General features: G+C 36.6%; 25 protein-coding genes. 22 read left to right on the top strand and 3 right to left on the bottom strand.

The features are described 5' to 3' along the window. Nucleotides 1-511: 511 nt before the first annotated feature. The 8 genes from fadE to EF384_RS08055 all read left to right on the top strand — a co-directional run bounded on the left by fadE (nucleotide 512) and on the right by EF384_RS08055 (nucleotide 9,454). The gene (gene fadE, locus EF384_RS08090; protein ID WP_123780983.1) at nucleotides 512-1,717 is read left to right on the top strand and encodes an acyl-CoA dehydrogenase FadE; all 1,206 of its coding nucleotides are present in this window, start codon (nucleotides 512-514) and stop codon (nucleotides 1,715-1,717) included. Nucleotides 1,718-1,842: 125 nt separating this feature from the next. Beyond that, nucleotides 1,843-2,751, top strand: a complete 909-nt coding sequence (locus EF384_RS08085; RefSeq protein ID WP_233570075.1) for a LysR family transcriptional regulator — start codon at nucleotides 1,843-1,845, stop codon at nucleotides 2,749-2,751. A 271-nt stretch (nucleotides 2,752-3,022) separates the two neighbouring features. Further along, the gene (locus tag EF384_RS08080) at nucleotides 3,023-4,210 is read left to right on the top strand and encodes an acetyl-CoA C-acetyltransferase (RefSeq protein ID WP_233570074.1); all 1,188 of its coding nucleotides are present in this window, start codon (nucleotides 3,023-3,025) and stop codon (nucleotides 4,208-4,210) included. Between the two features lie 36 nt (nucleotides 4,211-4,246). Next, nucleotides 4,247-5,092, top strand: a complete 846-nt coding sequence (locus tag EF384_RS08075; protein WP_123780979.1) for a 3-hydroxybutyryl-CoA dehydrogenase — start codon at nucleotides 4,247-4,249, stop codon at nucleotides 5,090-5,092. Nucleotides 5,093-5,109: 17 nt separating this feature from the next. Beyond that, the gene (locus EF384_RS08070; protein ID WP_123780977.1) at nucleotides 5,110-5,895 is read left to right on the top strand and encodes an enoyl-CoA hydratase-related protein; all 786 of its coding nucleotides are present in this window, start codon (nucleotides 5,110-5,112) and stop codon (nucleotides 5,893-5,895) included. Between the two features lie 27 nt (nucleotides 5,896-5,922). Continuing rightward, complete coding sequence (locus EF384_RS08065; protein WP_123780975.1) at nucleotides 5,923-7,221, top strand: acetyl-CoA hydrolase/transferase family protein; 1,299 nt, start codon at nucleotides 5,923-5,925, stop codon at nucleotides 7,219-7,221. A 74-nt stretch (nucleotides 7,222-7,295) separates the two neighbouring features. Further along, nucleotides 7,296-8,195 carry an MBL fold metallo-hydrolase gene (locus EF384_RS08060; protein ID WP_123780973.1) on the top strand — a complete coding sequence of 300 codons (900 nt, stop codon included), beginning with the start codon at nucleotides 7,296-7,298 and terminating at the stop codon, nucleotides 8,193-8,195. Between the two features lie 383 nt (nucleotides 8,196-8,578). Continuing rightward, on the top strand, nucleotides 8,579-9,454 hold the full coding sequence (locus EF384_RS08055; RefSeq protein ID WP_123780971.1) for a CBS domain-containing protein: 876 nt from the start codon (nucleotides 8,579-8,581) through the stop codon (nucleotides 9,452-9,454). Between the two features lie 82 nt (nucleotides 9,455-9,536). Here EF384_RS08055 and EF384_RS08050 read toward each other — a convergent pair whose 3' ends face one another. Further along, nucleotides 9,537-10,478, bottom strand: coding sequence for a sugar-binding transcriptional regulator (locus tag EF384_RS08050; protein ID WP_158607420.1), 942 nt, complete (start codon nucleotides 10,476-10,478; stop codon nucleotides 9,537-9,539). A 152-nt stretch (nucleotides 10,479-10,630) separates the two neighbouring features. On the opposite strand from EF384_RS08050, the gene EF384_RS08045 reads away from it, so the two are divergent. From EF384_RS08045 to EF384_RS08010, 8 genes are all read left to right on the top strand, one after another. Beyond that, nucleotides 10,631-11,488 (top strand): class II fructose-bisphosphate aldolase, encoded by an 858-nt coding sequence (locus EF384_RS08045; RefSeq protein WP_199729737.1) that lies wholly within the window; start codon nucleotides 10,631-10,633, stop codon nucleotides 11,486-11,488. Then, entirely contained in the window at nucleotides 11,481-12,176 is a 696-nt protein-coding gene (locus tag EF384_RS08040) for a triose-phosphate isomerase (protein ID WP_123780968.1), read from the top strand. Before EF384_RS08045 ends, EF384_RS08040 begins: the two co-directional genes overlap by 8 nt. Before the next feature lie 12 nt (nucleotides 12,177-12,188). Continuing rightward, entirely contained in the window at nucleotides 12,189-12,710 is a 522-nt protein-coding gene (locus EF384_RS08035; RefSeq protein ID WP_094517837.1) for a YjbQ family protein, read from the top strand. 141 nt (nucleotides 12,711-12,851) lie between these two features. Further along, nucleotides 12,852-13,739 carry a PRD domain-containing protein gene (locus EF384_RS08030; protein WP_123780966.1) on the top strand — a complete coding sequence of 296 codons (888 nt, stop codon included), beginning with the start codon at nucleotides 12,852-12,854 and terminating at the stop codon, nucleotides 13,737-13,739. A gap of 14 nt (nucleotides 13,740-13,753) precedes the next feature. Then, nucleotides 13,754-14,275 (top strand): YjbQ family protein, encoded by a 522-nt coding sequence (locus EF384_RS08025; RefSeq protein ID WP_123780964.1) that lies wholly within the window; start codon nucleotides 13,754-13,756, stop codon nucleotides 14,273-14,275. A 21-nt stretch (nucleotides 14,276-14,296) separates the two neighbouring features. After that, entirely contained in the window at nucleotides 14,297-14,764 is a 468-nt protein-coding gene (locus EF384_RS08020; protein ID WP_123780962.1) for a PTS sugar transporter subunit IIA, read from the top strand. An 18-nt stretch (nucleotides 14,765-14,782) separates the two neighbouring features. Then, nucleotides 14,783-16,117, top strand: a complete 1,335-nt coding sequence (locus EF384_RS08015) for a PTS galactitol transporter subunit IIC (RefSeq protein WP_123780960.1) — start codon at nucleotides 14,783-14,785, stop codon at nucleotides 16,115-16,117. A gap of 18 nt (nucleotides 16,118-16,135) precedes the next feature. Beyond that, complete coding sequence (locus EF384_RS08010) at nucleotides 16,136-16,420, top strand: PTS sugar transporter subunit IIB (protein WP_094517843.1); 285 nt, start codon at nucleotides 16,136-16,138, stop codon at nucleotides 16,418-16,420. A gap of 49 nt (nucleotides 16,421-16,469) precedes the next feature. Here the strand turns inward: EF384_RS08010 and EF384_RS08005 are convergent, their stop codons facing one another. Further along, complete coding sequence (locus EF384_RS08005) at nucleotides 16,470-17,354, bottom strand: LysR family transcriptional regulator (RefSeq protein WP_123780958.1); 885 nt, start codon at nucleotides 17,352-17,354, stop codon at nucleotides 16,470-16,472. A 129-nt stretch (nucleotides 17,355-17,483) separates the two neighbouring features. Between EF384_RS08005 and EF384_RS08000 the strand changes: the two genes are divergently transcribed. The 6 genes from EF384_RS08000 (at nucleotide 17,484) to EF384_RS07975 (ending at nucleotide 20,521) form a co-directional block, all read left to right on the top strand. Then, the gene (locus EF384_RS08000; RefSeq protein ID WP_199729736.1) at nucleotides 17,484-18,074 is read left to right on the top strand and encodes a DapH/DapD/GlmU-related protein; all 591 of its coding nucleotides are present in this window, start codon (nucleotides 17,484-17,486) and stop codon (nucleotides 18,072-18,074) included. Continuing rightward, complete coding sequence (locus EF384_RS07995) at nucleotides 18,074-18,442, top strand: cyclophilin-like fold protein (RefSeq protein WP_123780956.1); 369 nt, start codon at nucleotides 18,074-18,076, stop codon at nucleotides 18,440-18,442. Before EF384_RS08000 ends, EF384_RS07995 begins: the two co-directional genes overlap by 1 nt. Nucleotides 18,443-18,533: 91 nt before the next feature. Beyond that, nucleotides 18,534-19,121, top strand: coding sequence for a sugar O-acetyltransferase (locus tag EF384_RS07990; protein WP_123780985.1), 588 nt, complete (start codon nucleotides 18,534-18,536; stop codon nucleotides 19,119-19,121). Between the two features lie 36 nt (nucleotides 19,122-19,157). Beyond that, on the top strand, nucleotides 19,158-19,631 hold the full coding sequence (locus EF384_RS07985; RefSeq protein WP_094517848.1) for a YehS family protein: 474 nt from the start codon (nucleotides 19,158-19,160) through the stop codon (nucleotides 19,629-19,631). A 250-nt stretch (nucleotides 19,632-19,881) separates the two neighbouring features. Continuing rightward, the gene (locus tag EF384_RS07980; protein WP_123780955.1) at nucleotides 19,882-20,202 is read left to right on the top strand and encodes a PTS lactose/cellobiose transporter subunit IIA; all 321 of its coding nucleotides are present in this window, start codon (nucleotides 19,882-19,884) and stop codon (nucleotides 20,200-20,202) included. Nucleotide 20,203: 1 nt separating this feature from the next. Then, on the top strand, nucleotides 20,204-20,521 hold the full coding sequence (locus EF384_RS07975) for a PTS sugar transporter subunit IIB (RefSeq protein ID WP_094517850.1): 318 nt from the start codon (nucleotides 20,204-20,206) through the stop codon (nucleotides 20,519-20,521). A 204-nt stretch (nucleotides 20,522-20,725) separates the two neighbouring features. Here the strand turns inward: EF384_RS07975 and EF384_RS07970 are convergent, their stop codons facing one another. Next, nucleotides 20,726-21,208, bottom strand: a complete 483-nt coding sequence (locus EF384_RS07970) for an ECF transporter S component (protein ID WP_123780953.1) — start codon at nucleotides 21,206-21,208, stop codon at nucleotides 20,726-20,728. Nucleotides 21,209-21,524 lie beyond the last annotated feature (316 nt).

The following is a 21,524-nucleotide window of genomic DNA, read 5'->3' as shown; positions in this document are numbered from 1 at the left end:
AGAGGCCTTTTGTCCCAGCCTCTATTCGGTAAATAAATGACCAGTTATATACAATGACGATTCGTTCGATACAGATGGTAAAAATTTATCCTGAATGTGGTTATATTCAGTAAAAAAATAGCATATCTTATAGAACCACAATTTATTCGGGATAAAAATGCCTGAATGACACGCGCATTCTGTAATTGCGGTTTTCTCAACAAATGTAGGATAACTATCCTTCGGTAATTGTACCAGCCTTGTATGTGTGTATGCATATAAACAAAAGCCTCACAGGAAGCATAATTTGGATGTATTCAGTTAGGAAGAAAAGTTTCATCCAATGCTTTTGACTGTATAAAATCTTGAAAGAATAGGGTTTTTGTACTATCTATAACTTAAACTTATATTTCAATTCAAATTCCTTATTTTAAAAATGAATAAGGATGGGTTATTATATGTGTGTGGAAGCGTTTGCAATAAGTATTTAATTAAAATAAAACAAAATTGAACTTAAATGGAGGACAAAACTATGTCAACAAAAGCAGAAATTATCCGTGAATTATACCCAGAAGATGTATTCCATTACGCAGAAAAATTAACTGATGGTGAATTGGAAGTATTACAACATGTACGTCAAATCATTGAGAATGATATTCGTCCAGTTGTAACTGACCACTGGGAACGCGGTAAATTCCCGTTTGAAGCATTCTACAAATTAAAAGAAGCTGGCATTATGAACAGCCCTAAATTATTTGAAGGTCGCGATGAAAAATGGAAAGCTAGCGAAATGTATAATGCCTTCCTATACTATGAATTAGCTCGCTTTGATGCTTCAATTGCTACATTCTACACAGTACACGGTGGTTTAGGTTACAACACAATCTTAATCGGTGGTTCTGAAGAACAAAAACAAGAATTCGCAACTAAAGTACGTAACTTCGAATGGCAAACATGTTTTGCTTTAACTGAACCAGATCACGGTTCGGATATTGCAGGTGGTTTAGCAACTACTGCAGAACGTAAAGGTGACAAATGGATCTTAAACGGTGAAAAACGTTGGATCGGTGGTGCAGATACTGCTGATATCGTTCCTGTATTTGCTCGTGACGTTGAAGATGGCAAAATCAAATGTTTCATCGTTCGTAAAGGTACTCCTGGTTACAATGCTGTGCCAATTCCTAACAAAATTTCATTACGTATGGTTCAAAATGGCCACATCACTTTAGAAAACGTTGAAGTGCCAGAAGCTGACCGTTTACCAAACATCAACGGTTTCCGTTCTGTAAATGAAATCTTCATCCACACTCGTGCAGACGTTGCACATATTGCCAACGGTGTAACAGCAGGTGCTTTCGTTGCTGCTTTACGTAACACTTCTGAACGTGAACAATTCGACCGTAAATTAGCTGGTTTCCAATTAGTTCAAGAAAAATTAGCACGTATGCAATCTAACGCTACAGCAGCTTTAGGTTACTCAGTACGTATTGCTGAATTAATGGAAAATGGCGAATACGAAATGTTCAACTCTTCATTAGCGAAAATGCACAACTCATTAAGAATGCGTGAAACAGTTGCCTTAGCACGTGAAGTAACTGGTGGTAATGGTATTACCCTAGAATCTGATGTAGCACGCTTCTTCGCAGATGCTGAAGCTATCTACACTTATGAAGGTACACATGAAATTAACGCTTTACTTGTAGGCCGTGAGATTACAGGTATCGGCGCATTTGTTTAATCGCAATCCACCTCAATAATTGCTATGAACAAATTCGGAAATCAACTTCAGGAAACACTTGAGGTTGATTTCTTTTTTTAGTTTTATAAACTTTGCTATAATCGAAACTAATAGAGAGGGGTGCCGTGAAATTGAACATCTTACAGTTATATTATTTTGTTAACATTGTGGAATGTAACTTTAACTTGTCGCTAGCTGCCAAGAAAATCCACATTAGTCAACCCGCCCTGAGTCAGTTTATCTCTACCTTTGAAAGAGATCATGAAATTGAGTTGTTTAACCGCAAGAATAGCCGTTTACAAGGACTAACAACCGCTGGTAAGGAAGTATATGACTATGCGATTAAAATTTTGGCTTTGTCAGATGAATTAGATCATATTATTCATTATGAATCTTTACGCCAAAAAGGAACCATTCGTATTGGTTTACCATCACTCATCTTAGAAACCTACTTTGCTGCCTATTTCCCTAAACTATCAGTAGAAAATAAGGAGATACAGATATCCATCAGTGAAGATGGTAGTCATGCTTTACGTCAAAAGTTGATTAAAGATGATTTAGATATAGCCATCCTTATCGAACCAACCTTACTAGACGAAAAGGTATATGAGCAGCATACGATTTGTTTTGATGAAATGGTGGCATTCTTGTCGCAGAATAATCCTTTGGCTAAGAAAAACCGCTTGAATTGGCGTGATTTAGATAAATATCCATTGGCAACCTTCAAAAGTTCTTTTATGACGCATCAACTCGTCAGCGAAAAGTTGGAAGAAAATCATTTGGATAGTCAAATTCTTTTCACGTCATCATCATGGTCTTACCTAATGGATGCAACTCAAGGTACAGATATTGTGACTATTTTGCCTAGACCAGTAGAGAAGCATTTGAATCGAGATTTGTCTACGATACGAAAATTCAAGGATCCAATTCCATTTAATTTCACCATTTGTCGCGCACGTCATGAAAAACATGAACCGTTAAAAGATTATGTTTTCAATCAGATTGTAAGCAATTTTGCGCCAGCAAATACTTAGAAAAACCTAACTTTTCCTAATATCTGTAGGTCCTAGAGTCATTTTTTGGCTTTAGGACCTTTTATTTTATCGAAATCTACAAAGTTTTATAAGGATGACTTATACTTCAATAAGTTTCTGATACCGTTTTCATGGTATAACCCCCTTTTATATTGTAAACGCTACCAGTATAATATAAGTATCGATTCCACAAAATCGCCAAATTAAATACAAAGTTGCATTAGTATATAATAGAATTTAAAAAGCATATATATAAATGGAGGAAAAAACAGTGAGTACAAAAGAAGTAGTAATTGTATCAGCATTACGTTCAGCAATCGGATCATTTGGTGGCGCATTTAAAAATTATTCAGCAGTTCAATTAGGAACAGATGTCGTGAAAGAATCTTTAAATCGTTTGAACTTGGATCCTAGCTTAGTAGATGAAGTCATCTTAGGTAATGTCCTAAGTGCTGGCTTAGGACAAAACGTGGCACGTCAAGTGTCTATGAATGCTGGTATTCCTAAAGAAGTACCTTCTTTCTCAGTAAATCAAGTTTGTGGTTCAGGTGTGAAAACAGTTATGTTAGGTGCGCAATCAATCATGGTTGGCGACAACGACATCGTGGTTGTTGGTGGTACTGAAAACATGAGCCAATCACCATATGTATTAAACGACTACCGTTGGGGTGGACGTATGGGTGACGGTCGCGCTGTTGATACTATGTTAAAAGATGGTTTAACAGATGCATTCGAAGGTTACCACATGGGTATCACTGCAGAAAACGTTGCTGAAAAATATGACTTATCTCGTGAAGAACAAGATGAATTTGCAGCGAAGAGTCAACAAAAAGCTGAAGCAGCAATCAAATCTGGTCGTTTCGAAGATGAAATCGTGCCAATCTCAGTACCGCAACGTAAAGGTGACCCAATTGTTGTGACACAAGATGAAGGTGTTCGTTTCGGTTCTACAGCAGAAGGTTTAGCTAAATTACGTCCTGCATTTAAGAAAGATGGCGGTACTGTAACTGCTGGTAACTCTTCAACAATCAATGATGCTGCTGCAATCTTAGTCTTAATGTCTAAAGAAAAAGCAGAAGAATTAGGTTATGAACCATTAGCTACAATCGTTTCATCTGCTTCATGTGGTGTGGATCCATCAATCATGGGTACTGGCCCAATCTCTGCAACGAAAAAAGCTTTATCAAAAGCTGGTTTAACAGTAGAAGATTTAGACTTAATCGAATCAAATGAAGCCTTTGCTGCACAAGCGTTGAGCGTTAATAAATCATTAGGTTTTGACCCTGAAATCACTAACGTAAATGGTGGGGCAATCTCATTAGGTCACCCAATCGGTGCTTCTGGTGCACGTATCATCGTTACTTTAATCCACGAAATGATTAAACGTGATGCGAAGACAGGTTTAGCAACTTTATGTATTGGTGGGGGCCAAGGTAACGCCTTAATCATCAAACGCTAATCTGAAACGAGACATTATAAAAGGAGCCATTACATTATGGAAAAAGTATTTGTAATTGGTGCAGGACAAATGGGCGGCGGTATCGCCCAAGTATTTGCACAAGCTGGTTATACAGTTGTATTAAACGATATTAAACAAGAATTTGTAGATCGCGGTTTAGCAAACATCGAAAAAGGTCTTGTACGCCGTGTTGAAAAAGGGAAAATGACCCAAGAAGAAGTAGATGCTATTCTAGCTAAGATTACTACTTCTACTTCATATGACGATGCTAAAGATGTTGATTTAATCATTGAAGCAGCAACTGAAAATGAAAAAATCAAATTAGATATCTTCCGTCAATTAGATGAAATTGCTAAGGAAGATACCATCTTAGCGACAAACACTTCTTCATTATCTATCACTAAAATCGGTGCCGTAACAAAACGTCCTGATAAAGTGATTGGTTTACATTTCTTCAACCCAGTACCAGCAATGAAATTGATTGAATTAAATATTGGTATCAAGACTTCATTGACAACTGTAGAAGCAATGAAACAAGTAAGTGAATCATTAGGTAAAGAAGCAGTAGAAGTAAAAGATTCTCCAGGTTTCGTTGTAAACCGTGTGTTAATTCCGATGATTAACGAAGCAATCTTTATCTTAGATTCTGGCGTTGCATCTGCTGAAGAAATTGATACAGCAATGAAATTAGGTGCTAGTCATCCAATGGGACCATTGGCATTAGGTGACTTAATCGGTTTAGATACTGTACTAGCAATCATGAATACTTTATATGATGGCTACAAAGATCCTAAATACCGTCCAGCACCATTATTAGTGAAATATGTTGAAGCAGGTCAATTAGGCCGCAAAACTGGACAAGGCTTCTTCTCTTACGAGTAGGCCGTCAGGAGGAAATCATGACAGAATACAACACTTTACAACTTGAAGTGGCGAACAAGATTGGGACGTTAACGATTAACCGTCCCAAATCTTTAAACGCCTTAAACGCTGAAGTTTTATCGGAATTGGAAGCGATTACAAAAGAGATTGAAGCTAACCAAGACATTCAAGTATTAGTCATTACTGGTGCGGGTGAGAAAGCTTTTGTAGCCGGTGCTGATATCAAAGAAATGGCAGAAAAGAATGCTTTAGAAGGGCACACCTTCTCTGAATTAGGTAACCGTGCATTTGCGAAAATCGCTACATTACGTCAACCAGTTATTGCTGCAGTTAATGGTTATGCCTTGGGTGGAGGACTTGAGTTAGCTTTGTCTGCTGATATCCGTATTGCCTCTACGAATGCAAAAGTTGGTCAACCAGAAGTTGGTCTAGGGATTATTCCTGGATTTGGTGGGACACAACGTCTAAGCCGTTTAGTAGGACTTGGCAAAGCGAAGGAGCTTATTTTCACAGCGAACAATATTGACGCTGCTGAAGGGTTACGCATTGGTTTATTCAATCAAGTCGTTGAAGCAGATGCATTACTAGATACTGCCTATGCGATGGCTGAAAAGATTAACAAGAATGCACCGCTTGCAGTAGAAAGTGCTAAGGTAGCAATCGACAAAGGCTTTGATATGACTTTGGATCAAGGGTTAGCGTTTGAAGCACAAAGTTTCGGTCTGTTATTTGCAACGAAAGACCAAAAAGCTGGTATGCAAGCCTTCATTAATAAAGAAAAAGCGCAATTTACCAAAGAATAGATTGAATTTGAAGAAAGAGGACGAGATATGGCACAAACTGAATTTGAAAAATTATATCAAGAGAAATTAACAACGCCTGAAGAAGCAATCAAAGTGATTGAACCAGGTGAAGCAATCGTTTATCCATTGGGTGCAGGCGAACCTTCAGCATTACACGAAGCTTTAGAAAAACATGAAAACTTAGACGGTAACCGTTTATATACCATGTTAACAATGCACCGTGTGTTAGATTTACCAAAAGAAAAATTAACACAACTGTCATTCTTCTTATCAGGTCATGACCGTAAAGCTTTCAATAGTGGTAAAACTGAATTAATTCCTAACCACTTCTCAGAAATTCCAAACATCTTACATGCACGTGAACCAGAACCAGTTTTAGTGGCAACTGTTTCACCAATGGATGAAGAAGGAAACTTCTCATTAGGTGTTGGGAACTCATATTTTGGACCACAAATTAAATATGCGAAAAAAATCATCTTAGAAGTAAATGAAACAATGCCTTATACTTATGGTATCGAAAATACAATCCATATCAGCCAAGTAGATGCATTAGTAGAAAATAATGAACAAATTCCTGTATTACCTGAATCTGAAATCAATGAAAAAGACCAAAAAATTGGGGATTACATCTCTGAATTGATTGAAGATGGCGATACTATCCAAGTTGGTATTGGTGCAATGCCTAACGCTGTAATGAACAACCTAGTCAACAAGAAAAACATAGGTTTACACAGCGAAATGTTTACTTCTAAAGCGCAATTGCTACATGAAAAAGGTGTCTTAACGAACGAACATAAACAAAACTTTGTTGGTACGTCAATTTCAACCTTTGCGTTAGGAACAAAAGAAATGTATGACTTCATGGACCACAATAAAGATATTTTGATGGTACCTTCAAGTATTTCAAATGGTCAAAAATACATTGCTGAAAATGACAACTTTGTATCGATTAACTCTGGTATTGAAGTGGATCTTCTTGGTCAAGTTTCTTCAGAACGTGTCATGAATACTTACTACTCTTCAACAGGTGGTCAAGCTGACTTCACGAAAGGTGTTAACTTAACGAAGAATGGTCGCGGCTTTATTGCGCTATATTCAACTGCTGCCAAAGGTAAAGTGTCAACAATTGTACCTAAATTATTCAGTGGTGCCCCTGCAACAACAAGTAAGAATGACATCAACATGGTTGTTACTGAATATGGTATTGCCAACTTGAAAAACAAAACAATTCGTGAACGTGTAGAAGCATTAATTGCGATTGCTCATCCTGATTTCCGTGATGAATTACGTCAACAAGCAATCGAAATGAACTACATTTCTGAATAAGATATAACAAGTACCGTCCTAGCGCTCCATGCTTCCACAAAAGGGCGGTATTTTGTTTAAGGAGGACACCGTTGATGTTAGATCAATACAAATTTCACGAAATGACCTTTACTTGGTTAAACGGGACTTTCTTAGCGACCGATGGCGGTACGCTTTTTGGTCCGGTACCTCGTGCTGTTTGGGGTCGTTTCTATCCTTATAATGACAATAATCAAATGCCATCTGTTTCTGATCCCATTTTGATCCAATATCGGGGCAAGAACTATTTGATTGACGCAAGTATGGATGTGGATAAGTTAACGGATAAGTCTATACGTAATTTAGGCGTGCTTGAAGCTGCGACAATTGGTAACGACTTAGCGGAACTTGGTCTGACTTACGATGATATTGATGTCGTGATGATGACACACATGCACAATGACCATGCCAATGGGTTAACCTATTATGGGGAAAATGGCTTGGTTTCGCGTTTCCCAAATGCAACAATTTACATGAGTGAAGTCGAGTGGGATGAAGTGCGTCACCCCAACCGTCGAACACGAAATACCTATTTGAAGGAAAACTGGGAGCCTATTCAAGACCAGGTTGAAACCTTCAAAGAAGTGCTAGAAGTAGCACCCGGCATAACAATGGAACACACAGGTGGTCACTCTAACGGCCATGCAATTGTGCGCTTTGAACAAGCTGGGGAAACAGCCTTACATATGGGTGATATTTTGATTTCATCTGTGCATACCAATCCTTTATGGGTTGGTGCTGTCGATGACTATCCAATGGACTCCATTGCTGCCAAAGAACGTTTGATGGCAGAGGCTTTACCAAATGGTTATAAATTCTTGTTTTATCATGACCCTTTCTACCGCATGATACAATATTCTGAAGATGCCAAAGAAATCGTTGATGGATTAAAACGAAGCAAACCTTCTTTAATTCCATTGACTGAACAACAAGACAAATATCCTAAAGAGCAATAGGGTAGTCTTTATGCTAATGGCGTTGGCGATTAGCTTATATCAATTAGTAATATAAAAAAACGTTAATTGCGTGGGCAATCCTTCGACCGGTTGCCTATCAAAATAAATGTTAATTTTTGTTTTTTCTACAATCACAATCCTTTAAACATGATATTTTTCACTTTGCTGTGTGCGTTCAGGTATGCAGGGTGAGGGGTATCATGTTTTTTTGTGTGGGCTAGTGGTTGGCGTGTTAGGAGGCTGGATTCATTTAGGTTGATGCACTGCGTTTATAAGACTAGATATTATCTTCACGAGGCTTGTGCTTTTCATAGGATGAAACTTGTAATTGTATATTTTATAATAGATAATTAATATAAGAATTGAGATGAGGAGTGGGTTTGATGGCAGAGGGAACGGCTAAGCAGTCAGCATTTATCGATGGCTACAATGAGTTGCATAAAGCGTTACAGGATTTGGCGGCGCCTTATTTTGAGGAGATTGCGCGTAATAAGCGGCAGGATGATTTTATTGATGCGCGCAAGGCGAAGCGGTTTTTGGAGAATAATTTTATTCCCTTTATGAATGCAGTCCATATGTTGAAGGATGATCATGAATTTTTGAAGCGTAATGTCAACAATTTGACGAAGATTAATGAGTTACGGAATGTAATAGTCCATGAATATAATAGTGATGAAGGGCTGTATGAGATTATTGAAATCGCGGAGCCAACGGATTTTGCGATGACTTTGCTAGCAGATGTGAAGGGGAAACTTTTACAACCTGTTTCTGTTAGCCAATATTTGACAGATCGTAACAAACAAGAGGTACATTTTCTACGAACACAGGATTCGGTGTATCAATTATTCCAAGCTGTGGATGAAAAACATTATACACAATTTCCGGTGTTTAATCAGAAGGATCAGTTTCAAGGAATTATTTCGGATAATGGTATTGCTACCTGGTTGAGCCATATGGCTTTGGTGGATAAGGCAGCTGGTAAAGTGACCATTAAGGATGCAATAATACAGGATATTTTAGATTTCGATGAAAAGAGCGGCTTATTTAAAGTTGTTGTGAAAGATACACTGCTCTATAATACTTTGCACTTATTTGAGGTTTCTGCTGAGTCTAAAGGAACGCCAACCGTCCTAGTCACAGATGGGCAGTCAACCGAAATGAGTGCGTTACATCCGGATAATTTAGTGGGTATCTTGACCACGCATGATTATGTGGATATGTATGCAGCAGCAATCGCCGAAGAGGCCGAAGAGGTGTAGCATTTTTAAAAGTATGTTTTGAATTATAAAAACATTTAACCCCCACTAGAAAATATATCTAGAGGGGGTTTTATTGTGGAAATCAAACAGGCGATTCCAGTAATTTTTGAGCTAAGTCTTTATCTATAATTAAATGATTAATAATATTTAATTTCAGTAATGTTAAAATACTAGGAAATTTTTCAATTCCTGAAGCCATGATCAGTTTTTCTTTGATTTTATGAATATCCTCTAAATTTATACCTACCATTCTTTCAGTTAAAGGTATTTTAACTACATTCCCATCGATATCAAAAAAACTCCCCAGAATATCTCCAATAGCGGGACTATTTTTTAGTTGTTTAATTTCTTCATCAGTAAAATAACCAAACAGTTTATAGGTAGAGGATTCTATGGGATTTCCTACGCCTAAAATAGCCAAATCTACATTTATACCTTTCTGATAAATTTCTTGATATAAAGAAGATGAAATAAACATATCACGCATTTTTATACTCTCTGCAAATACGGGTGCGTAAAAGTAACTTACCTGACAATTATATTTCTCACTTAATCGGAATGCTAAATGATTTGAATGTAGATCGGTATGGTGAATACCTACACCTCCAATCATAGGGATTATTTCAAGAGTAGGGTGGGAAAGAAAAGAGGCTTTATTTACATATTCGTTTACAGTTGTTCCCCAACCTAAGCCTATGTTATTCATATTATCTATTCTAGATTCAACAAATTTCGCACAAAGAATTCCTAATTCCTTTTTTATATTATTAGATGAAATATTTTTATCAGCAATCAATACTGTTTCAATACCATATTTTTTTTCTAATTCATTTTGAATAGAAAATACGTCAGAATGGGTATGATTTATTGTGATAGTAACGATACCTCTTTTTTTCGCTTCGGTAAGCATGTGAGAAATTGTTGGACGAGATAGGAACATTTTTTTTGCTATTTCCGCCTGAGTTAAGTTCTCTTCATAATATAATGTGGCAACTTCAGCCAAAAGCTTATCTCTATCTAACATATGTAAAACTCCCATCATTATGGATAACTTAATTGACTTTTGATACTTATAATAAAAAGCTCAAAATACAGTTGTAAACGCTTACTGTTATATTTATGATAATACCATAACATATGATATCGAGTTTAACAAATGTAAAAGGAGTGTTTATTTTGTTAGTAAATACGAAACAATTATTTGCAGAAGCACAGAGTCGTAAATTTGCGATACCTGCAACAAATTTTATTGATCTTGATTCGGCAAGAGCCTATGTTGAGGTAGCGGAAGAAAGGGGATTGCCGTTAATATTAGCTTTTGCACAATCACATAAAGATATTTTGTCGCTTGAGGAAGCATCTCTAATTGGAAAATATTTCGCGGAGAAAGCTACAGTACCTATTGCTTTGCATCTTGATCATGGAGCAGATACAGAATATATTTTTAAGGCAATTGAATTAGGTTTCAAATCAGTAATGATAGATGCATCTGAAGAATCTTTTGAGGATAATATTATGATATCCAAAAAAGTTGTAGATTACGCTCATCAATTTGGCGTAACTGTAGAAGCCGAACTTGGTCACGTAGGGGCAAATGACAATTCAGAGTCTTCAGAGATTACCCACTCTATTTATACTGAGGTTAATGATGTTATTCAATTTGTTGAAGAAACCAAGGTAGATTCCTTAGCGGTATCTATAGGTACAGCTCATGGTGTTTATAAAGGAAAGCCGAAATTAAGTTTTGAAAGATTGGATGAAATTGCCAATATGACTGATATTCCCCTAGTGTTACATGGCGGCTCATCCACGGGTGATGAAAATTTAAATCGTTGTGCAATTAGTGGCATTGTAAAAATAAACATCTATTCAGATTTTATAAATGGTGCATTGCAAGAGATTCAAAATGAAAAACCATCAAATTATATTGAATTAAAAGAAATTGCAAATCAAAAAATGAAATCTATATTGAGTCATTATTATGATGTGTTTCAAACGCAAAGAGTAGAAATAAAGGGGGAGAACAATGAATAAATTAAATATTAAGCGTCCATTTTTCATGTTTAATCCAAAATCATATTTATATGGCAAGGAATTATTAGAATTAGCGATTGAAGCAGATAAGCAAGCTGAAAAATATCCTGAAATGTCTATATTCGTTACAGCTCCTTTTGCGGATATCGAAATGATATCAAAATCTACACATAACATTATTGTTACTTCGCAACACATGGATGGCATAATTCCCGGCCGAGGGATGGGCCATATTCTTCCCGAATCTTTATATAACGCTGGTGCACGTGCGACTTTTTTAAATCATGCCGAGCAACCATTAAAATTAAACGAAATAATTTCATCAATTCAACGAGCTAATGATTTAGGCATAATTACAGTTTTATGCGCAGATTCGATTGTAGAGGCAAAAGCGTTAGCAATGTTGAAACCGGACATTATATTATGTGAACCGACAGAATTAATAGGTACAGGTAAGACTAGTAATGCTAGTTATGTTGAAAAAACTAATAGTGCAATCAGAGAAGTTGATAAAAATATTTTAATTATGCAAGCAGCAGGGATAAGTACTCCAGAAGATGTGTATAACATAATTAAAATGAAAGCAGATGGGACAGGGTGCACTAGTGGTATTACAAATGCAGTAAATCCTAAAGAGATGTTAGTTAACATGATTGAAGCAGCTTATGAAGCCTTTAATAATGATTAGAAAGGAGATTCTATGAAGGTATTTAGAGAAAAAATTGAACTACAATCGAAAGGTATACTACCAACATATATTGATGTTACAGCCCAAGTTCGTAAAACGATAAAAGATAGTGGAATTAGAGAAGGTATAGTTACAGTTGTTAGCCCACATACCACTTGTGCTGTGTTTTATGAAGAATTTGCACACGATATAGATGAAACTGGGACTGAATCACTTCAAGTTGATTTAAATAATGTATTAGAAAAAATTATTCCTAAACATGTATCTAAAGATACATATATTTACCCGGGAGAAGAACATTATAGAGCAGTTGAGTCATGGCCAAATGCTGCAGAATATTTACCAAATGGAGATAGATCAGCCCTTTGGAATGGAGATGCTCACCTAAAAGCCACAATTATCGGATCTAGCGAAACCTTCGATGTTGAAGATGGGCAGTTAGGGGTAGGTACAACGGGTTATGTATATTTTGTAGATTTCGATGTAACAAGAGCTAGAACTAGAAAATGTTCAATTACAGTCATAGGAGAATAGAAGCGAAATAATCACCCTTTTAGAAAACGCTTGCAAAAAATAAAATATTGATTTACAATAAGAAAAAGAAGTAAATTAAAATATTTTGTGTAACTATTTAATTAGGCATAAATATAATTCCAGTCTTATGGAGTTCTATTTATGCCTTTTTTTAATGAAAGGGGTGTTATCTTGAAGATAATTCAATCTTTGAATCAGAATGCACTTCTGGTTCGAGATGATAAAGAGAATGAGTTTATTGCATTAGGTAAAGGGATTGGATTTGGCAAGAAAAAAGGGGACTGCATTGATAATAAGTTGATTACTACTATCTATAGTATGAAATCAACTGTTCAGGAACAAAAAATATTAGAACAATTAAAGGATATTGATGAAACTATATTGATAATGGCTGATGAAATTTCAGAACTAGCAAAGAAGGATTTAAGTGAAGAATTAAATGAATCTTTTGTTTTTTCATTAGCTAGTCATTTACAGTACAGCTTTGAACGAGAAATCGATAATGATATTCCATTGCAACCTTTTCATTACGAAATTAAATATTTATATCCCAAGGAATATAAGTTAGCAAATAAAGCAGTAAATTATATTAATGAAAAATATGAAACAAAATTGCCAGAATCTGAAAAAGCTTTTATTACTTTATACTTTGTGAATGGTTTAAAAGATTCCACCAGCTTTCAAGAGACTATTAGATTGAGTCAAATACTTAGTGATATTGTAAAAATAGTGGAAGAAGAAAGCCACCAGATATTAGATAAAAATACTGTAAATTATTCTAGATTTATTGTTCATCTTAGATATTTCTTATTCCGTCAATTACAACAAGACAATCCCAACAATAAAGAAGATGAAAATATATTGGAATTGTATGAATCGTCAGCCAGACTCTATTCTAGCCAACGTAAAATTGTACAAAAGATTAAACAATACCTTTTGGAAGTACACGAAATAAAATTTAATCATGCAGAATCATTTTACTTATTAATACATTTGATACGACTATTAGATGAAAATATAAATAATTAGGAGGGAAAGATGCTTTGATTATTAAACACGAAACTCTCTCATTAGAATCATCTGGAAAAAATGTGACATATCATGAAATAACAGATGAAGTAAAAAAAATGGTTATATCTAGTGGGTTAGTAAATGGGCAAGTCGTTATTTCATCCCCACATACTACTTGCTCAATAATTTTTGAAGAATATGTTCATGATGTTGATTGGAATGGATATGAGTATTTGCAGGTAGATTTAAATAGAATGCTAGATCGATTAATTCCAAGACAATTAACCGAATCTGACTACATTTATCCTGGTGAAGAACATGTTAAATTTATGGAAGAAATAAGCAAGATACACGGTGATTCGTATCCTAATGACAGGTCTAGTATTTTAAATGCTGATGCGCACATTCGAGCATCACTGTTTGGTTCAAGTGAAACATTTATAGTAAAAGATGGAGAATTACAGATTGGTTCCGTAGGTTACATTTACTTTGTTGATTGGGATCAGAATCGGAAAAGGAAAAGATTATGCAATATTCTATTGATGGGTGAGTAAGTTAAAATTTGGAGGTGGACAATGGTTGAATATGAAGTAATACATTTTAATGTAAGCGGTTTAAAAAGTGATTTAGATGTTTTGTCATTTTTATCTGATGATTTAATTGAAAAAGGTATTGTGAAAAAATCATTTAAAAAAGCAATTCAAGATAGAGAGAAGGAATTTGCAACTGGACTATTAGTTAATGGTATAGGATTTGCAATCCCACATACCGATATAGAACATGTAAATGAATCTCAAATAGCTATTCTAACGTTAAAAAATTCAGTGGAATTTTATCAAATGGGTGATAATACCACAAAGGTACCGGTGAGAATTGTCTTTATGCTAGCTTTAAAAGAAGCAAAATCTCATCTAGAAATGTTACAAAAATTAGTGGAATTGATGCAAAATAATGAAAGTATTGACCAAATTTTATCTTTGGAAGACTCTGAAAAAAGTAAACAAGAGATGATTAAAATTCTAAAAACTAATAACGTTATTTAATAAAGGGAGGTAATTTTAATGGCAAATTTATTACAAGGGTTTGTTGATTTGGGTCCATCGATAGTTCTACCAATTTTAATTTTTATATTTGGGTTAATACTTGGTGCCAAACCTAGAAAAGCTTTTATTGCAGGTATTACAGTAGGGATTGGCTTTATTGGTTTAAATTTAGTAATCAATTTATTAGGCAGTAGCTTAGGACCAGCAGCTCAACAAATGGTTGATCGTTTTGGCTTAAGTTTAACAACTATTGATGTAGGATGGCCAGCCGCTTCAGCAATCTCCTACGGAACTGTCTTGGGAAGTTTAGCAATTCCAGTAGGTATTGGTGTTAACATCCTGTTATTGGTTCTTGGGTTGACTAAAACATTGATGGTGGATATTTGGAATTTTTGGCATGCTGCATTTGTAGCCTCACTTGTACATGCTGTAACTCAAAATTTTGTACTAAGTTTGTTTGCAATGGTGACTTATTTGATGCTTATGTACTTGTTAGGAGATATTATTGCCCCTACAATTGAGAAATTCTATGGATATCCAAATATTACATTTCCACATGGTACATCAGCACCAGGTTTTCTAATAGCAATTCCATTGAATTGGTTATTCGATAGAATACCTGGCTTTAACAAATTAAAAGCTGATCCAGAAACAATTCAAGATAAATTTGGTGTTTTTGGTGAAACCACTGTAATGGGATTGCTAATTGGTATCGGTATGGGACTATTAGCGGGATATGATTTAGGTGCAACACTTGGTCTTGGGATGTCTTTAGCTGCAGTTATGATGTTATTACCACGCATGGTAGCCTTATTAATGGAAGGATTAACACCTATATCAGAAGCGGCAAATGAATTTGTTAAAAAACGTTTTCCAGGTCGTGAATTAAATATTGGTATGGATTCAGCATTATCTGTAGGTCACCCTGCGGTATTATCAAGTTCTTTACTCCTTGTTCCAATTACAATTGGCTTAGCGTTTCTATTACCCGGAAATACTACTATTCCATTTGGCGATTTAGCAACTATTCCGTACGCTGTATGTCTAATGGCACCTGTATTCAGAGGTAACTTAATTCGTACAGTTGTAGCAGGTACATTATATATGGCTTCTATCTTATATATTACCTCTTGGGCGGCACCATTAGTTACAATTGCAGCACAAGCCTCTAATTTTGATTTAGGAGGTAATAGTTCAATTACAGCAATGGTAGAAGGCGGGTTGTGGCCTACACTTCTATACATTTTATCAGCACAATATATGCCTTGGGTGACGATTAGTATTATCTTTATTGCTTGCCTAGGTGGTTTGTACTATGTAAATAAAGTAAGAACAGTAAAAGTATCAGAATAAATTCAAGGAGTGGAAAGTGTGAAAAAATTATTAGTTATGTGTGGGTCAGGTATTGCGACATCAACGATTGTTACTAACAAATTGAAAGATTGGTTAAAATCAAATGGTTTAGATAAAGAAGTAACTATCGTTCAATCTAAAGTTGCATCCGAAGTAAATAGAATTGATGACTATGATGCAGTAGTAACAACGACCGCAGTGCCCGATAAGATTAAGGATAAAGTTATTTCAGGATTACCAATCCTTACTGGTATGGGAACTGAAGAAATGTATAATGCTTTGAAAGCAGAATTAACAAAATAGAACATAGTCATAAATCCCACCATAGTGATCTAGGGTGGGATTTTTTATTTTATCCTTCTAATTGTTGCTGTAAGACGTCTAGGAAAGCTTTAGCAGCAGGGGACAGGTGGTCATGACTTTTCCAAATCAATTGTAAAGGTGCGGTAAGTTGGGGTGATAAGGGTACAAAGCATAGTGGGCTATTTGCACCCGTCGTATTCACCAATTTATCAAGTGCTAAGGCGTAGCCAAGCCCTGTTTCTACTAGTAAAGAGGCGTTGTAAATGAGATTGTAGCTGGCGACAATATTTAGCTTATCGAGCGACTCTCCGTACCAACCTGAAAATTCATTGTTGACAAATGCTTGTTTGGACACTATCAAGGGCAGATTCGTTAAATCTTTTGGGTGTATACTTTTCTCCATAGCCAAAGGATTATCTGCTGGCACCAATAAGCCCCAAGTATCCACTTTGGGTAAGGTTAAAAAGTCATACGCCTGCTTGTGGACTGTCCCTATTATCAGGCCAAAATCTAGTAATCCCTGATCGAGTCGATCCATGACATCTTCAGCGATGCCACTGTATAGATGATATCGAATATTAGGATGCTCACTGTTTAAGTGTTTGATGGCAGCTGTTACGAGGCGCATGGCGTCCGATTCACCCCCACCAATGTGAAGTTCGCCCACAATCTCCTCGTGGTCACCATGAATGTCACTGTCAATACGATCGACTAGGGCAATGATGTCCTGAGCGCGTTTCTTCAGCAACTTGCCTGCTTCGGTTAATTGAATTTGCCGATTACCGCGAATCAATAATTGGCTGTCTAATTCTGTCTCTAAATCTTTCATTTGTTTCGATAAGGCCGGTTGTGAAACGTGCAGACTTTTGGCTGCAGCTGTAATATTTTCTTCTCGGGCGATGGCTAGAAAATAGCGTAATACTCTAATGTCCACTTGAGTACCTCCTTTTTGCAATGATTATACCATAACAAAATGTTAGGTTTACCTATCATAAATAGGTATTTGTTATTTATGATTTTACTACGTATAATCACTATAAAAATAGCGAAAGGATGAGCTGAGATGAAGATGTTGGATGATTATTTGGCACATGTGGCAGCAGAGAAAGTGATTGTAGGCGGTTCAGAATTCCATCAATTTATGCATGAAATGAGTGGTCAAGCCCAAAAAATTACTAGTAAAATCAACAACCAATATAATGAGGGAGATACAATTCGGCGCTTGATGTCTGAATTAACTGGCCAAGAGATTGACCCATCCTTTGCGATGTTTCCACCATTTTATACGGATTTTGGGAAGAATATCCACCTTGGAAAGAATGTGTTTATCAATGCCGGATGCAAGTTCCAAGACCAAGGAGGCATCTTCATTGGTGACGGTACATTAATTGGCCACGGGGTTGTGATGGCGACCCTAGATCATGATTTGCATCCTGACAAACGGGCGGACATGCATCCAAAAGCCATTCATATTGGGGAAAAGGTGTGGATAGGTTCAAATGCGACGATTCTATCAGGTGTCACGATTGGTGATGGTGCTGTCGTGGCGGCTGGTGCTGTGGTCACCAAAGATGTTGCAGCCAATACAGTCGTAGGTGGGGTGCCAGCCAAATTAATCAAGCACATTGATTTGGCTGAAAGTGGGGATAACTGATGTTTGATGTATTATTGGAAACGGCAGACCGCACCTATGAAGCTGTATTTTATGAAAATGAACTGACCGAGATACTGGTTGATGCCATGCCTTTTACTATAGATTTACGTGATTTTATGGGGCAAGAAAAGGTTGGTTCAATACCAATAAAATTACCATCACTAAAAGCTCAGCAAGTGGGCACAGTGGAAAAGGGCCATTTATACTTGTGGGCCAATACTGATTTAGTGTTATTTTATAAGACTTTCGACACGACGTATTCATATGTTAATATCGGTTATTTTAAGAATGCTAAAGAGGTAGACGCCCTTGTGTCGGCGACAGAAATAACGGTCATCTTGAGGAAAAATTTTAATCTAAACAGGTAAATTCGTCTTGAATTTGCCTGTTTTTTTCGCATTGTAGGTATCAGATTCGGTATAATCGGGGTAAGAATATTTGCGAAAGCGAGGAATGATGATGCGTTTAACTGAACGAGAAAAGATGCTAGAGGGATTGTTGTATGATGCGAATTACGATGAGGCATTGATTGCAGAACGGGCAGTGGCCAAGGATTTGTGTTTTGATTTTAATCAAACACGCCCGTCGGATGTAGCGGGGCAAACCAAGATTATGCAAGACTTGTTGGGTAAAACTGGGGATAACTTCACGGTTGTAGCGCCTTTCTGGTGTGATTACGGCAGCAATATTGAAATTGGGGATAACTTTTTTGCCAATCACAATTGTGTGATCCTTGACGGCGCTAAGGTGACCTTTGGCGACAACGTCTTTATTGCGCCAGATTGTGGTTTTTATACTGCGGGACATCCACTCGACGCTGAGCGACGTAATCAAGGTTTGGAATATGCTAAACCAATCACGGTTGGGGATAATGTGTGGATTGGTGGCGGCGTAAAAGTGATGCCTAGTGTGACGATTGGAGATAATGCCGTGATAGGTGGCGGCAGTGTTGTCACTAAGGATATACCAGCAAATGTCATTGCGGTCGGTAACCCTTGTCGTATCCTGAGAGAAATTACGCCTGAAGACGGACTAAGAGAAGGCTAATCTGTTATAATAGGCTGACAGGAAAGGGTGACAAGTATGGATAATAATGATCGATTGACACGTCTACGATATGCATTAGATATTAAGGATAGCGACGTAGTGACCATCTTTGGTATGGGTGGCGCAACAGTAACAACGGAACAAGTGAGAGCATTGACAACGCGCGATGAAGAGGGTATTTATGAGGAAGTACTAGATAATGAACGTTTGGAACGTTTCTTAAATGGTATGATTACGTCTCAACGAGGTGTACGTGAGGGTGCACCTGAGCCAGAACTTGAGTTGAATGACGAAAACGTCAATAATCTACTATTGAAGAAATTGAAAATTGCTTTGTCTATGACAACTGATGAAGTTCATGAAATCATGGTCGAAGCAGGTGGTCGTTTAACAAAGAGCGAATTAGGGGCTGTCTTACGTAAGGAAGGGCACCGTAATTACAAACCTTGTGGTGACCGATATGCGCGTAATTTTTTGAATGGCTTAAAATTACGTTACCGTGGGGAATAAGTACGTTATACATATAGGGTTTGTTTGCATCGTGTACATGTAAACAGACACAAAGTCCAGACTAAGTGGTTTGGACTTTTTTTGTGTAAAAAGTTGCCATTTCAAGGATGTAAGGGTTTTACTTATGAGGTATTTGTGGTAATATATGTCTATAGAAAACAAATGTATAAACATTACACGTATTATGTCTATACATTATATACAAAGTGCTTTGGAATAAATAGCGCATGAACATAAGGAGAATTGGACTATGGCAGAACCACAAAACTTAGAAGTAATTATGCAACTTATCATGCACGGCGGTGATGCAAAGGGTAAGGCAGTAGAGGCAATGGCAGCTGCCAAAGAAGGTGACTTTGAAACGGCGAATGCATTGTTGAAGGAATCGGATGCTGCATTAATTAAGGCTCATCATGCACAAACATCCTTGTTGACCGAAGAAGCAAGTGGCAATTCGGTTGAATTATCACTGCTAATGGTTCATGGGCAAGATCATTTGATGACGGCAATCGCCTTTAAAGATATGGCAAAAGAAATTATTGATGTATACCAAAAAATGGAGGAAAAATAAAATGGCTGATAAAACAATTATGCTCGTATGTGCGTCAGGAATGTCTACAAGTTTACTCGTTTCAAAAATGCGGAAGGCTGCAGAGGAAAAGGGTGTAGATGCGGAGATTTTTGCTGTATCTGCTTCAGATGCAGATGCTAACTTAGCAGCTAAGGATGTTGATATCTTGTTGCTTGGCCCCCAAGTAAAATATATGTTGAAAGAATTTCAAGCTAAATTGGCCGATACCAACGTCAAAGTCGATGTGATCAATATGCAAGATTATGGCATGATGAAGGGCGAAAAAGTATTAACCGAAGCGTTAGCAGCAATTGCCTAATTTGGTGGTTTTAATCAGGTTTGCTACTAGAAAATAGTTAAAAATAAAAATAGTGTTGGTGAAATTTCACCGGCACTATTTTCTGTTTCTTCAATGTATTTGTTAGATCCATAAGCTTGTGTAGATGAATTTAAAAAGACCACTACCCATATTTTTCGGGTAATGGTCTTTTGTTTGCTAATTGGTTCGTATCATCAAAAGAAATTATAAGTATCTTTTCACGATAGGTTTTAAACGGTTGCTAAGCAGTACGGCAATGACAACCCCTAGCGTTGATTGTAGGAAGTTCGCAGGCATACTAGCGATTGCAGTAGCTAATGAACCATATAGGAGCCAAGTAGCTAGGGCATAACCAACAACCATGATAATGATTGATAGGATAAAATAGGGGAATTGATTTTTCAAGTCTTTGTCTTGGGCCAAGCCAGCGACATAGCCTTGTGCACCATGGATCAGTGCGGAGAAAATAATCCACTGTGCATATCCTGAAAGTAAATCAATTAGGCCACCACTTAAGGCACCAACTACAAGACCACCAATTGGGCCGAATAATAAGGATGCAGTGATAATACCCACGTCTGCAAAGGTAAAGAAGCCGTTTACAGCTGGAATAGGAATAATGATAAATAAAGAAATTGCTACCACTAATGCAATGGTTACAGCGTACAAAGTATAATGTTTTTTCATTTTCTCTCCTCTATAGTTTTTGTATACAAATAGATTCGACACTCAATAAATGAAAAATCTATTAGAATACAAAATATATTTTTAATCCAAAATTATAATAACACTAATCTATGTAAATGAAAAGATTGCCAATAATAAATGTAATGATTATCAAAACTATATAGTAAACAGTCAGGCAAGCCAAAATTGGGCACCCTTAGTTTTTGCTATCCGTCCAATCACTTACAAAGTACTAAAAACGAGTGGTGGGCAAACGCCTTAAAAAGCTTGGAATTCACTTATTGGATGATATAAATGGCTCTTCGACATTTAATGT

It is taken from the genome of Aerococcus agrisoli, assembly GCF_003797145.1.
Taxonomy (GTDB): domain Bacteria; phylum Bacillota; class Bacilli; order Lactobacillales; family Aerococcaceae; genus Aerococcus; species Aerococcus agrisoli.
The sequence above is the reverse complement of the archived record's forward strand: the minus strand, read 5'-3'. Positions and strand labels throughout refer to the sequence as shown.

Excerpts from the sequence above, each read along its gene's own strand:
- fadE (WP_123780983.1), top strand. The coding sequence starts at position 512 with ATGTCAACAAAAGCAGAAATTATCCGTGAATTATACCCAGAAGATGTA.
- EF384_RS08075 (WP_123780979.1), top strand. The coding sequence starts at position 4,247 with ATGGAAAAAGTATTTGTAATTGGTGCAGGACAAATGGGCGGCGGTATC.
- EF384_RS08070 (WP_123780977.1), top strand. The coding sequence starts at position 5,110 with ATGACAGAATACAACACTTTACAACTTGAAGTGGCGAACAAGATTGGG.
- EF384_RS08065 (WP_123780975.1), top strand. The coding sequence starts at position 5,923 with ATGGCACAAACTGAATTTGAAAAATTATATCAAGAGAAATTAACAACG.
- EF384_RS08060 (WP_123780973.1), top strand. The coding sequence starts at position 7,296 with ATGTTAGATCAATACAAATTTCACGAAATGACCTTTACTTGGTTAAAC.
- EF384_RS08055 (WP_123780971.1), top strand. The coding sequence starts at position 8,579 with ATGGCAGAGGGAACGGCTAAGCAGTCAGCATTTATCGATGGCTACAAT.
- EF384_RS08050 (WP_158607420.1), bottom strand. The coding sequence starts at position 10,478 with ATGTTAGATAGAGATAAGCTTTTGGCTGAAGTTGCCACATTATATTAT.
- EF384_RS08040 (WP_123780968.1), top strand. The coding sequence starts at position 11,481 with ATGAATAAATTAAATATTAAGCGTCCATTTTTCATGTTTAATCCAAAA.
- EF384_RS08035 (WP_094517837.1), top strand. The coding sequence starts at position 12,189 with ATGAAGGTATTTAGAGAAAAAATTGAACTACAATCGAAAGGTATACTA.
- EF384_RS08030 (WP_123780966.1), top strand. The coding sequence starts at position 12,852 with ATGCCTTTTTTTAATGAAAGGGGTGTTATCTTGAAGATAATTCAATCT.
- EF384_RS08020 (WP_123780962.1), top strand. The coding sequence starts at position 14,297 with ATGGTTGAATATGAAGTAATACATTTTAATGTAAGCGGTTTAAAAAGT.
- EF384_RS08015 (WP_123780960.1), top strand. The coding sequence starts at position 14,783 with ATGGCAAATTTATTACAAGGGTTTGTTGATTTGGGTCCATCGATAGTT.
- EF384_RS08000 (WP_199729736.1), top strand. The coding sequence starts at position 17,484 with ATGAAGATGTTGGATGATTATTTGGCACATGTGGCAGCAGAGAAAGTG.
- EF384_RS07995 (WP_123780956.1), top strand. The coding sequence starts at position 18,074 with ATGTTTGATGTATTATTGGAAACGGCAGACCGCACCTATGAAGCTGTA.
- EF384_RS07990 (WP_123780985.1), top strand. The coding sequence starts at position 18,534 with ATGCGTTTAACTGAACGAGAAAAGATGCTAGAGGGATTGTTGTATGAT.
- EF384_RS07985 (WP_094517848.1), top strand. The coding sequence starts at position 19,158 with ATGGATAATAATGATCGATTGACACGTCTACGATATGCATTAGATATT.
- EF384_RS07980 (WP_123780955.1), top strand. The coding sequence starts at position 19,882 with ATGGCAGAACCACAAAACTTAGAAGTAATTATGCAACTTATCATGCAC.
- EF384_RS07975 (WP_094517850.1), top strand. The coding sequence starts at position 20,204 with ATGGCTGATAAAACAATTATGCTCGTATGTGCGTCAGGAATGTCTACA.
- EF384_RS07970 (WP_123780953.1), bottom strand. The coding sequence starts at position 21,208 with ATGAAAAAACATTATACTTTGTACGCTGTAACCATTGCATTAGTGGTA.